Annotated in this window: 9 protein-coding genes and 1 pseudogene; 6 read left to right on the top strand and 4 right to left on the bottom strand. The window is 43.4% G+C overall.

The features are described from left to right. Positions 1-35 precede the first annotated feature (35 nt). From CIK90_RS02765 to crcB, 3 genes are read left to right on the top strand one after another with little or no spacing between them, the layout of a single operon-like run. Positions 36-2,237: a S9 family peptidase gene (locus CIK90_RS02765; RefSeq protein ID WP_094464300.1), complete on the top strand. Its 2,202-nt coding sequence runs from the start codon at positions 36-38 to the stop codon at positions 2,235-2,237. A 21-nt stretch (positions 2,238-2,258) separates the two neighbouring features. Then, the gene (locus CIK90_RS02760) at positions 2,259-4,400 is read left to right on the top strand and encodes a M3 family metallopeptidase (RefSeq protein ID WP_371595901.1); all 2,142 of its coding nucleotides are present in this window, start codon (positions 2,259-2,261) and stop codon (positions 4,398-4,400) included. 11 nt (positions 4,401-4,411) lie between these two features. Then, positions 4,412-4,783, top strand: coding sequence for a fluoride efflux transporter CrcB (crcB, locus tag CIK90_RS02755; RefSeq protein ID WP_094433963.1), 372 nt, complete (start codon positions 4,412-4,414; stop codon positions 4,781-4,783). A 225-nt stretch (positions 4,784-5,008) separates the two neighbouring features. Here the strand turns inward: crcB and CIK90_RS14615 are convergent. Further along, positions 5,009-5,149, bottom strand: a pseudogene (locus CIK90_RS14615) (IS1380 family transposase); the annotation flags it as partial. A 163-nt stretch (positions 5,150-5,312) separates the two neighbouring features. On the opposite strand from CIK90_RS14615, the gene CIK90_RS02745 reads away from it, so the two are divergent. Further along, positions 5,313-6,752: a DUF1593 domain-containing protein gene (locus CIK90_RS02745; RefSeq protein WP_094464297.1), complete on the top strand. Its 1,440-nt coding sequence runs from the start codon at positions 5,313-5,315 to the stop codon at positions 6,750-6,752. Between the two features lie 44 nt (positions 6,753-6,796). Further along, positions 6,797-8,296 (top strand): glycoside hydrolase family 43 protein, encoded by a 1,500-nt coding sequence (locus CIK90_RS02740; RefSeq protein WP_254046257.1) that lies wholly within the window; start codon positions 6,797-6,799, stop codon positions 8,294-8,296. A gap of 1,165 nt (positions 8,297-9,461) precedes the next feature. On the opposite strand, the gene CIK90_RS02735 is transcribed toward CIK90_RS02740, so the two are convergent. Together CIK90_RS02735 and CIK90_RS02730 are read right to left on the bottom strand one after the other, a co-directional pair. Then, complete coding sequence (locus CIK90_RS02735) at positions 9,462-10,610, bottom strand: Fic family protein (RefSeq protein ID WP_094464296.1); 1,149 nt, start codon at positions 10,608-10,610, stop codon at positions 9,462-9,464. After that, complete coding sequence (locus CIK90_RS02730) at positions 10,603-10,785, bottom strand: hypothetical protein (RefSeq protein ID WP_094391077.1); 183 nt, start codon at positions 10,783-10,785, stop codon at positions 10,603-10,605. Before CIK90_RS02730 ends, CIK90_RS02735 begins: the two co-directional genes overlap by 8 nt. A gap of 383 nt (positions 10,786-11,168) precedes the next feature. Between CIK90_RS02730 and CIK90_RS02725 the strand changes: the two genes are divergently transcribed. Beyond that, positions 11,169-11,513, top strand: coding sequence for a hypothetical protein (locus CIK90_RS02725; protein ID WP_144007205.1), 345 nt, complete (start codon positions 11,169-11,171; stop codon positions 11,511-11,513). 355 nt (positions 11,514-11,868) lie between these two features. On the opposite strand, the gene CIK90_RS02720 is transcribed toward CIK90_RS02725, so the two are convergent. Next, entirely contained in the window at positions 11,869-12,744 is an 876-nt protein-coding gene (locus CIK90_RS02720; RefSeq protein ID WP_094464294.1) for a GIY-YIG nuclease family protein, read from the bottom strand. Between the last annotated feature and the right edge of the window lie 295 nt (positions 12,745-13,039).

The raw sequence follows: 13,039 nt of genomic DNA, 5'->3' as shown, positions 1-13,039 counted from the left end.
CAAGAAAGATACATAACATAAAACAATGAAAAGATATGAAGAGATTTTTTTGGACTGCAGTGCTATTATTTCCATTAGTCAGCGCTATGTTTGCAGGTAATCTGAATCTTGCGGAAATCAGTAAATGGCAATACCGCGGCGATGGCATCAGAGCGGTGAAAACTGCCCAAGATGGTGAGACTTATACGCAACTGTCGTCAGACGGACGTAAGGTAGAGAGTCATTCCTTTAAAACAGGAAAGACCGTTTCGGTGCTTTTCGACCTTGATGTGGTGAAAACCGCCGGCGTCGATTATATCGATGGTTATATGGTCAGCCCCAACGGTCGGCAGATGCTGATACAGACGCATACGGAAAGTATTTATCGCCACTCGTTCAAAGCAGAGTACTATTTGTATAATATGGGAAGCAACAGAATGGTTCCCCTGTCGAAAAACGGACCTCAGCAGACGCCGCTTTTCTCACCTGATGGATCATTGGTGGCTTTTGTGCGTGACGGCAACATATTTCTGGTCAAATTGCTCTATGATAATGCTGAGGTGCAAGTGACGAAGGACGGAAAGCGCAATGCCATCATCAACGGAATCCCTGACTGGGTCAATGAGGAGGAGTTTGCCAACGACCGCTCTATGATATTTACAGCCGACAGCCGTGTGCTGGTCTGGGTGAAATATGATGAGAGTAAGGTAAAACAGTACAGCATGCCGCTCTTCAAAGGGCTGAATCCCGAATACAAGCAGTATGATGAGTATCCTGGCGCTTATACTTACAAGTATCCTGTGGCTGGTGCCGACAATGCCACAACCTCGGTGTGGAGCTTTGATATTGCAAGTCGTCAGACACGCCAGTTGCAAGTACCCATTGATGCTGATGGCTATGTGCCTCGCATCAAGCAGATGGGGGATGCCTCCAAGGTGATGGTGACAACACTCAACCGCCATCAGGATTGTCTGCGCATCTATGCGGTCAACCCCTTGTCAACCCTTTGCCAACTGCTCATAGAAGAGCGTGACGCTAAATATGTCAAGGAAGAGTGTGTTTCAAGTCTCGTTGTGACAAACCGTTACATCCTTCTGCCCAGTCAGCGTGACGGATGGTTGCATTTGTATCTCTATAATACCAACGGACAATTGCTACGTCAGGTAGAAACAGGAAATTATGACGTGGCAGATGTGTATGGCGTGGATGATGCAACAGGAGATGTCTATTACGCAAGTCACGAACAGGGTGCCGTAGAACAACAGGTCTATGTGGCTCACTCGAATGGAAAGCGCAATTGCCTGACACCCAAAAAAGGATGGAACAGCGCCATCTTTGCCAAGGGCTTCAAGTACTTCATCAACCAGTGGAGCGATATCAATACACCTGCCGTATTCTCACTTTGCGACCAACGGGGGAAAACTCTCTCGACACTTGTAGATAACCGAGAACTCAACGGTTGGTTGAAGAGCATGAATTTGGGTAAACGCGAACTCTTCACGCTGACCACAGCAGATGGAGTCAACCTCAATGGATGGATGGTAAAACCTGCAGATTTCAATCCGTCGAAGAAATATCCGGTCATCATGTTCCAATATAGCGGTCCCGGTAGTCAGAGTGTCAAGAATGCATGGGGAGTGGGAATGGCAGGTCAAGGTGCCATGCTTGAACAATATCTGGCGCAACGTGGCTATCTGTGTGTCTGTGTTGATGGACGTGGAACAGGTGCAAGAGGTGCAGAATTTGAAAAGTGTACATATCTGCAGATGGGTGAACTCGAATCACATGACCAGGTGGAAGCGGCTTTGTGGCTGGCAAAACAGGAATACGTTGATGGGCAGCGAATGGCCATTTGGGGATGGAGCTTTGGAGGCTTCAACACGTTGATGTCTATGTCTGAAGGACGTGGCGTGTTCCGTGCAGGTATTGCTATTGCCCCGCCAACATCTTGGAAGTATTACGACACCATTTATACCGAACGATTCATGCGTACACCGAAAGAGAATCCCAATGGTTACGATATCAACCCCATCAAGCGTGCTGCGCAGTTGCAAGGCAGTCTGTTGCTCTGCCATGGAATGGCTGACGACAATGTCCACTTCAGAAATACAGCAGAATACACAGAAGCTCTGGTGCAGGCTGATAAAGATTTCAGTCAATTGGTTTATACCAATCGCAACCATAGTATCGCAGGAGGAAACACACGCAATCATCTCTTCCGCCAGTGTGTGAAATTCTTCGATAAGGAACTCAAATAAACTTCTTATATATCGGCAATGATGAAACTAAACAAAACATTTATGACAATTGGACTGGCTTCGGGCATCATACTGATGTCAGAAGCTTCTGCAATGACCACCATGTCAGGAGCGGAAAGAGTCAACCCCTTGCTCATTGAAAGCAAACTGCCTTTTGGCGCTCCCGATTTCAATGTGATCAACGAGGCAGACTATTTGCCTGCTATTGAAGCAGCTGTGAAAATTCAACGCGACAATATCAAGAAGATTGTCAATAGTAAGGAAACACCGACCTTTGCAAACACAATCCTGCCCTATGAAGAGAGTGGGGTGTTGCTTGACCGTATCAGTAATGTATTCTTCGGACTGACCAGCGCACACAAAACAAAGGTTATTGCCAATACAGAAGAGAAGGTGACGCCGATTCTTGCTGATTTGGAAAATGAGATTACATTCAATCCAGAACTCTTCAAACGCATAAAATATGTCTATGAGCATGAGAAAAATCAGCTCAAGGGCGAAGATGCAAGACTGTTGGAAGTCATTTATAAAGGCTTCGTCAGGGCTGGCGCACTGCTCTCTGCCAGCGACATGGAGCGGATGAAGCAAATCAATATGCGACTCTCAAAACTCAGTCAGCAATGGGGAAAACTCTTGTCTGATGCTACCAATCATGCTGTCGTATGGATCAATACCAAAGACGAATTGGCTGGACTCTCAGAGGCTGATATTGCACAGTGTGAGAAAGATGCCCAGAGTAGGGGAGGCAAGGCTCCTTATTGTATTGTGATCATCAATACCACACAGCAGCCCATCTTGGCAAACCTCGCCAATCGCGATGTGCGACGTCGGGTATATGAGGCTTCTATACACCGGGCAGATGGTACTAATCCTCAGTTCAATACTTTCTCTATTGTTGTTGAAACCGCAAAACTACGTGCTGAAAAGGCGAAGTTGATGGGCTACGACAATTATGCTGACTATTCTCTGGAAAAAGCCATGGCAAAAAATTCGGGCAATGTATATAATTTCCTCCATCAGCTGATTGCTGATTATTCACCAAAGGCAGACCAGGAAACGAAGGCGATAGAAGACTATGCTAAAAAGACTATGGGCAGCGACTTTAAGTTGCAACCCTATGACAGGTTCTATTTTTCATCGAAAATGAAAAAAGAACAACTCAACATTTCCGATGATGAGATCAAGCCTTATTTTAATATCGACAGCGTACAGGTCAATGGCATTTTCTATGCAGCCCATCGTGCCTATGGATTGACTTTCAAGCAGCGCAAAGATATTCCGACCTACCATCCCGACATGAAGGTCTTTGAGGTAATCGACAAAGATGGAAAACCCATTGCACTCTTCTATAGCGACTATTTCCGTCGCCCCACAAAGCGTGGCGGTGCGTGGATGAGTGCCTTTGCCAAACAATGCGGACTGCGTCATCAATTGCCTGTCATTTATAATGTGTGCAACTTTGCCAAAGCACCGGACGGTCAGCCTACCCTCATCACTTGGGATGAGGTCTGCACACTCTTCCATGAGTTTGGACATGCTCTCCATGGCATACTCTCTGATTGCAAATACAACACATTATCCGGAACTGCCGTACCTCGCGATTTTGTAGAAATGCCTTCACAGTTTAATGAGTCATTTGCCACAGTACCCGAAGTGTTCGACCATTTCGCGCGCCATACACAGACAGGAGAACCCATGCCAGAGGCACTTAAAGAGCGTATGTTGAAATCCATCAGTTTCCATGCAACCTATGCCTTGGGAGAGAATCTCGCTGCCACTTGTCTTGATATGGCTTGGCACCACATCGGCCAGCAAGAGATTCCTACTGCCGATAAAGCCCAGGAGTTTGAAAGACAGGCGTTGCAGCAAGTGGGATTGCTCAACAACCAAATACCGCCTCGTTACATCACCTCGTATTTCAACCACGTATGGGGTGGAGGATATGCAGCAGGTTATTACAGTTATCTGTGGACAGAGGTGCTGGCAGTAAATGTAGCTGACTATTTTGCCAAGCATGGTGCTTTGAATCCTGCCGTAGGTCAGGCTTTCCGTGACAAGATTCTCAGCAGAGGCAATACCAAAGACCAGATGTTGATGTTTACAGACTTTACCGGTATGCAACAGCCAGATGCTTCTGGCTTGCTGAAGGCAAGAGGACTTTGATAGATTTTGCTATGAAACAATTATTATTGGTATGTGTAGGAAGCTTTTTGGGCGGTGGACTTCGATATCTTGTATCGAAGTTCACAAGCCAATGGCTTGCCTTCACTTTCCCAATGGGAACTTTCATCGTCAATGTATTGGGATGTTTCCTTATCGGCATTCTTTCAGGATGTGCAATAGGGGGACATCTCTCGCCAAATGCTAAGCTATTGTTGGTTACTGGCTTTTGTGGCGGTTTTACCACATTCAGTACCTTTATGAACGAAAACTTGCTTTTAGCACGAGATGGCCAACAATCCTTAACGCTACTTTATATGGTATTAAGTCTTTTCTGTGGACTTATAGCGGTCATCGTAGGTTATTGGCTGGCAAGTAAATTATAGACTATTCATTAAGCCAGATGAGCAGAGTTCAGTTCACTTAAACTCTGCCATGGCGAGAAAAGGTGCCATGAAATGGAACGTTTTCGTTAAGCCAGATGAGCAGAATAAAGCTCGCTTTAATTCTGCCATGGCGAGAAAAAGTGCCGTGAAACGGAACGTTTTCGTTAAGCCAGATGAGCAGAGTTCAGTTCACTTAAACTCTGCCATGGCGAGAAAAGGTGCCGTGAAACGGAACGATCTATACCTAAAACCGAGGGTTGAGTCGATTAAAGAAGACAATGTGGAGTCAAATTGCTCCATGACCCGAAAATTATCCTCCAAAAGGAGTGAGTTTCCAAATTTAATTTGTAACTTTGCTAAGTCTATCGTCGGATTCTCTTGTTTATTTTTGCAACACTAAAATAAGTGAATTCTTCGACATGGCAAAATTCTGGGCCGCTCGGCTCTGCCGTTTGACTTGTTCAAGAATTTTTGGTTGCCCAGGAGCTTAAAAAGTTTAATTAATAATAGTGTTGCGAAATTATGGACAATGGGACATGCTACTAAACTACAATGGGGAATCGCTGGAGTGCTGGGCACCTTGCTTCTAGGCTCAATGCAAACTGCAGCGAAAACAATTGCGGATTCCTCCCTGAAACCACGGATTGTCGTTCTGACGGATATTGCACCGACAGACATTGAACCCGATGACATGGAATCAATGGTCCGCCTGCTGGTCCATGCTGACCTTTATGAAATAGAGGGACTGATTGCGACAGGAGGATGGAACAACTGCGGGAGAAGTTATCCGGACGAATGGATGGAAAACATGCAGAAAGTAATTAATGCCTACGAGAAGGATCTACCGAATCTAATGAAACGATCCGGACAAAAGGGTTTTCTGCCAGTAGAAAAGGAAGCTGGCAAACAAACGTTGGGCTATTGGCCAAGTGTTGCCTATTTGCGTAGCAGGACTGCATTTGGCAGCAGAGATTTAGGCGTAGCCAAACTTGGAGAGAAGAATCGCTCACAAGGCAGCAAAATGATTATCGACTTAGTTGACGAAAAGGACGACCGTCCCTTATGGGTCTTGGTTTGGGGCGGTGCAAATACACTGGCTCAAGCGATATGGACTGTCAAGCAGGAACGAAGCGAAACGGAAGTTAGAAAGTTTGTGAATAAGTTGTGTGTTTATACAATTACAGACCAAGATGTATGCGGAGGCCCCCCTGTGGATTATGCCTTCAGTTCTCATCAATGGATCCGCAAGACTTGTGGCAAGGATATCCGCTTTTTCTGGGACGACAGCGCCTGGATTGTGCAGAACGCCATAGGAAGCCAGAATTGGAACGAATACGCAACTCATATACAAAATCACGGGAATCTAGGGAAAATATATCCGAAAAACAAATACGGAGTGGAAGGCGACACTCCTTCTTTCCTACATGTAACCCCAAATGGATTAAACGATCCGACCGTATGTAGCCAGGCAGGTTGGGGTGGCTATTTCCGATGGGGACTGTCACCAGACAGTCTGACAACATGCTACACAAATGCAGATCCGGCAGTCAAATGCATATCGGAGAAATATGAAAAATACTTCTATCCCGCAATATTCGCCAACTTCGTAGCACGTATGGATTGGGCTGCATACGGCAAAGGAAACCGTAACCCGATAGTCATCGTAAACGGTAAAAAGGGATTGAGTCCGATTATAATTGAACCAAAAACAGAAGAGGAACTCCAATTAAACGCTTCAGAATCTGCGGACCCGGATAAAGATAAACTGACTTTTCATTGGTGGATAATGCCGGAAGCGGGTACTTACACCTCAACGGTAAGTATCAGAGAGGCAGACAAAGCTAAAGCCTTTCTACGTATCCCCCAAGATGCGGCAGGAAAAGAACTGCATATAATCTGTGAAGTGACAGACAATGGAACTCCTGCACTGACGAGTTACAGAAGGGTCATCATCCGCCCAAAACGATGACACGCCAGTAAACGAACATATTACTATTTTAAACCAATTATACAATGAAAAAGAAAAACATCCAGACCTCCGTTTTATCAATGGTCATTGCTGCATGTTTGATATCTCACCAGCAAAATGCGCAGGCCGGAGAAAATCCGTCCTTGCAAAATGATTCCGTGCCTTATGTAACCATGCCGGACGTTTCCCCTAAACTCACCACAGGAGATGGAAATCCCTTGCTGGATTTTATGTTTACAGCGGATCCAACTGCAGTAGAATATAATGGCAGAATTTATGTGTACGCAACAAACGATCAGCAACAATATGATTCAATAGGCGGTTACGGAAAAAACTCCTACGAATACATCAAATCTCTGGTGATGATGTCTTCCGATGACATGACAAACTGGACCTATCATGGAATTATTAAAACAGACAGCATCGCCCCATGGATAAAAACATCATGGGCACCGTCGATCGCAAAACGTGAGGAAGCGGACGGCAAGACTCACTTCTACCTCTATTTCTCCAATAGCGGTGATGGAACCGCAGTGCTGACATCCACATCCCCCATAGGACCATGGTCAAGCCCGCTGAATCATAGTTTGGTAGATACAAACACTCCCGGCATAGCAGGAGAATGCAAAGCCGCTTTCGATCCGGGTGTAGTCATCGATGACAAAGGAAGAGGTTGGCTGACAGTAGGCGGAGGATGTGCTCGCATTATGCGTTTGGGAAAAGACATGATTAGTGTGGATGGCCCGATAAAGCCCATCAGGGCTCCCCATCATTTCGAAGCTAACGAATTAAACTACATCAACGGCACATACGTTTATACTTATAACATAGATTGGCAAGATTTTAGCGACTGGCCTCTCCAGACAGAGAAACCAACCACCTGTTGCATGAGTTACATGACTAGCAAAACTCCGCTGGTAACCAAAAGTTGGAAATACCAGCACAACTATATGAAAAACCCTGGAGATTATGGATATGACTACAGCAACAATCATACACATCTAAACAAATTCCGCGGGAAATGGTATGTATTCTATCATACAATGAGTTTGCAACATAGTTTCAATACAACAGCTGGTTATCGTAATGTTTGTGTCGATGAAATACAAGTTGACGAGAATACTGTGAATATCCACATGGGTAATCAGACTCTGAAAGGCGCAAAACAGATACAGCCTATGAATCCGTTCATCACCCAGCAGGCTGAAACCACAGCAGCCACACAAGGTGTCAAGTTCACAAATGGAAAAAGCATCGGGGACATGTATGCCGTTACCGTTCCCAACAAGACTGGCATCATTGCTGTCAGAGGTGTGGCATTCAACAAAGTACCTTCCAGTCTGGAAATTAAGGCATCCGGAAACGGAATCATAGAAGTCCGCCGGGATAGGCCGGACGGAGAAGTCATAGCTTCAATCAAAGTCGGTACCCCGCAAATGAAACTCATAGAATCCCAACTTCAAAAGAATATGACAGGCACAATGGACCTCTGTTTTGTCCTAAAAGGAAACAATATCACATTCGACGAATGGAAGTTCAAATGATACCTTCCAGCAGATGACAAGGAGGGTGCATTGCCCATTATGATGCACCCTCCTTTTTGTTGCCAGGTATTTGTGGGAAATACTAAATTATAGTCTTGTGGAAATTAATGGTAATGTCGCTCTCTGTTGGAGAGAACGCCAATCGCCTGTCACGATAACGCCAATCGCCTGTCACGATAACGCCAATCGCCAGTCGTGAGAACGCCATGCGCTAAAACACAGCATTTAGTACCAATTTCACATCTCATGTCATGTCGTGTTCTGAGCAGTTACTCGGATTTTCTATGATCCACGGAATACACGGCACCTTGATAAACTATTGTTTCTCATCTAAATGGTGTGGTTTTTGATGGGATTTTGTCTCTATAACATTAAAAAAATCTAAATTATTAGTTAAATAAAATTAAAATCCAGGCTAAAGGGTTGACAACGGGGGGTGTGATATTGTATCTTTGCACGCGAACCCAAGGTTGATTTCCAAAACAAGGATGAGGCCTTTGCAATAAACCACAAGTCTTATCAATTAAAAATTCTCAATTATGTTTACAAATGCAATTCGAAACACCTCAAACTGGTTACAACAGAAGGACCATGGTTCTTCGGTTAACACCCGACCAGTTCTCGATAGCTTCTCGTTCGGTTCTCGATCACTTCTCGTTAGGTCCTCGTTCGTCTCTCGTTCGTCTCTCGTTGCTTATTCGTTAGTCTATCGAAGACCGAACGAGGACCGAACGAGGAACAGGCGAAAAACGAACGAAAGAGCAACGAATGTCGGTCGAGAAAATAGCGAGAAACTATCGAAAATACGACGAGAAACAGCCCGACTTGATGGGAATGGCAGCTTTCTGGCTTCTAACGTTAAGCCAAATGAGCAGAACTGAATTACTTTTGTACTTACAGGACTTAGGCTAAATAATCCGCACCCCCAGGGTATTACTCTATGCTATGAAAATTTTGCCCCATTCGGGGCGTTAGTAACCTATCAAGCAATGGCGGGGGTTAGAATGTCATGGAAACAGGTCAATGATATCCATTTCAAGCGTTACAATATAACAGTTTCCTAAACCGCATCAGGCTGTCACTCCAAAAGGAGTTCTTGGACAAGCCCAGCATCCTCGGAGTTCCTCGGCTGATCGTCTTCGGGGAGCAAGCTCTGGCAGATTTTTTACATTGATTTGACACACTCATCATACACCGCTAGCCCTTTCACGGTCAGAAGATATTTCTGGCGAGGATGACGGGGCGAGTTCGGAAATTTCATTTTTACCAAGCCTTCAGTAATGGCTGGTGTAAGAGAATATTCAAGGAAATTGGGACGATTCTTCAAATCGACCGCCTCCATCATTTCCTTTACGCTCTTTTCATATGTGCCAATCGCAACAACTAACCGTTTTATATTTTCAGATAACGTAGATGCCGTTTCGTCAAAACTTGTATGGGTGCTTGTACGGGTACTTGTATGGGTGTCGCCAACATCTGCATATCCAATCAGCATATAACGGTTCTTCAGTTCATGATGTTCGCCCAACATCAAATTACGGAAGAACCTGATGAGGAATGACTTGTTGGGCTCTATACCCTTTGACGGATTGCGATAGTTCGCACGAACAAGGGCATTGCGGAAATACCAAGAGTTGTCGGCAAACAAATCGTTGTCCACCTTGAAACCGATAGAGCGCAGATATTTGATGACAAACACAGCCGTTGTTCGTGTGTTGCCCTCACGAAACGGATGGTTCTGCCATAGCAAGGTGACGAAATCTACAATGTGACTGATAATTTCATCCGTTGACAGTCCTTTATAACTAAAGTCCTTTTCTTGCTGAATATCATATCGCAACGCCATCATAATGTCGGCAGCACGGCCATACACAACGCTATCGCCCTGCAATATCCATTCCTTTTTGCTGATGTCATAAGGCCGCACCTCACCTGCATGTTTGAATACACCCTCAAACAAGTGCCTATGGATATTCAAAAACTCTAATGCTGTGAACGAAAAAGACTGCTCACTCAGTAACTTGGCTATATTGGCAGCCACACGGTCGGCCTCTTCCTTTTCGGCATCGTCCTCATCATGCGTAGTTTTGTTGACATAATACGACTTCAACTGTTCACGAACATCGTCGATAGTAATATCGCCCTCAATATGCCTAACAGCCGTCTCTTTCAGATAGTCAGACACCTTCAGACCATCAACATCTTGCAGACCTATAGCCGTGCGCCATGCCGAAGCCCTTTCGCGCTTATGTGGCTCTGCCACACGCTCGTAGGCTTCGAAATCAAGGTATAGTTGTTTGTTTTTATCAGTCATTATTGCCAACCTTTATGTTTCCAATCTTACACACAAAAGGAATGTACCTGTCACTGCCTTTCCTCTGTGCTTTCAGTATATCACACTCTCCTAATTCTGCAGGTTCATCAGGATTGTACTCTATGAGCAAATACTGTTTGCCGATTCCGTTTTCTTTCGTGCCATATCCTTTCATGTGTTTCTTGGTCTACAAAGGTAAAAGTAATCTTGGATAATCAAGAAAGATTACGGAAATAATTATCCATGTTATTGCGTTTTACATCTATTTTTAAACAAAATAGCACCAATTCAAGGCTCTACAATCAAAATCCAACTACTTTCTGCTCGATTTTCAAAAATCAGTAGAACAGAGATTGTACCAAAAACAGGAAAGAAGTGGTATTTTTGAACGCATGAGAGGTCAATATGGTAATGAGCGCAACTTGTTGACTGGTTATGACAAGAAGATATTTGAGGAAGAATATCCTAAAGACCGTGTGATTATGGAATGCTCAGATATTGCAACCAGAGTTGGAAGCTCACATACAACGAGCTGTAGGTAGAGCAAAGAAACACTTGATGCAAAATCAGAAAAGATCATGGGCACGTAGTGTGGCTTGTTGGAACGATATGAAGGATAGCTTAGAGGATGCCATAAAAATTGGTGGCAACCTTCTTGCGTCGGAAGGAAATATTGTGGAGCCTTGTGATGATGAAGAACAGGAGATTATCAATCGTGCTAATAAAATAGAAGCGCATTTATGGTTTGATGTCTATCGATGGGCAATAGAAAATGATAGGTTTAGTGCGCGCGAACGCAAGCTTGTTTCTAATATATACATTTCTGTGCATCGAGGAAAGAAGTTTAGAAAAGTAAATCAAGCAGAAGGTGCATTGGGCTTAATGGAAAAGACTCGGCTTTGACAAATGGCTTGATATAATGAATAAAGAAAAGGCAGAACTGGAAAATAAAGAACAATCAAAAAATTAAGCACAATCGAAATATTGAAAAGCGACATAAGTCATAAGAACAAGTTCATAGAAAATGGGATGATTCCAAGTCACCCCATTTTCTTTATAATATTCTAATAAACTCAGATTTATTTCCTTTTACATGCAAGCTGGAAATGCTGCGATATTTACAATAGAAGAGCCTGCTGTATCTAATTGCCAGCATCAAACATACCGACTCCGATTGAAATAGCTTCGTTTTCATCATCTGCATTCACAGTTATGGTAACGAAGTCTGCGTCTGTTGTTATTTCTGCTTGGTAGAGGTTCATAACTTTATCTCCTTTATATAATCTGCAACAGCTTTTTGCCATGCAATAGTGAATGATTCACTGTTCTGATAGGCATAGAATGTGATAGACTCTCTACCTGTCAGGTTTTTTGACTCTATCTCATACACTTTTGTTTCTCCATTATAAGAGCATTCTACTCTTAAAATATCAAAGGTTGAACTATTGTTAAACTTACATCTGAAATTGTTGGTTTCTCTGTTAAAGTTGACGTTTCTACGGATAATTTTTACCATTTTTCCTCCATTTATAGGATAACAAGATTGTGTAGGTATTGTTTTTTTTATTGTTGTTTTCATAGAAGAAGTGAAGTGTTCTGCAGATCCAATAACAGGTCTGCATCTCAACTTACTTAACAAAGCTCTGAACTCTTTATTCACCATGTTGGTGTTTTTGTCAAGGTTTAGAGGTGGATTTAGCTCTGCGATAAGTTTTTCTTCCAACGGTTCCGGGTCAGCATTTTCAACAAAGGCAAGTAACAGGTTGCTCATCATCCATTCAGTCAACTTTTCTTCGTCAGCCGGTTTGAATTTTTTATGTTTAAAATCACCCTCTTTTCGTGGTATTAAATCATATCCGATAAGGCTACCTATCGATTTTCTTAGGGTTGAACGACTTGCGTTATTGCCTACAAAGTGAGTGCGGTAGACCCTCTGTCTGAGATTCTCACTTGCAATACCGGTATAGATTGCTTGATAAGTATTACCATCTAAAGTGACTTCGGGTATTTTTGGCTCAATGTCTACTTTAGGTAATTGACTTCCTTTGCGTAAAAGGAAAACGTAATTACCTGCTACATTTGGAAGCGTATTGCTGTCCATTGTCATAGGATCGAAAAGTTTGAAATTTGCCATATTCTTAATGTTTTTTGCAAAAGTAGTTATTTGTTAAGAATGCACCAAAATTTTTAGGATATTTCTAATAAAATAGGTAGCCTAACCCATTGCCTTTCAAAGAGTGACATATAAGCGTACCCCAATAAGTGACATGTGAATGTACCCCATGAGTGACATATAAACGTACCCCCATAAGTGACATATTGTTGCCCTCTAATAGGTGACATATAATTGCTCCCATAAGTGATATTTAGGCTATAAGAAAGAGAACAAATACTGTGGTTGAATTGTCTTTCTGAAGAACGATAGTTTT

Source organism: Prevotella sp. P5-126, from assembly GCF_002251185.1.
In the GTDB taxonomy this organism is placed as follows: Bacteria; Bacteroidota; Bacteroidia; order Bacteroidales; family Bacteroidaceae; genus Prevotella.
Note: the sequence above shows the minus strand (reverse complement) of the source record. Positions and strands in the feature narration are given on the sequence as shown.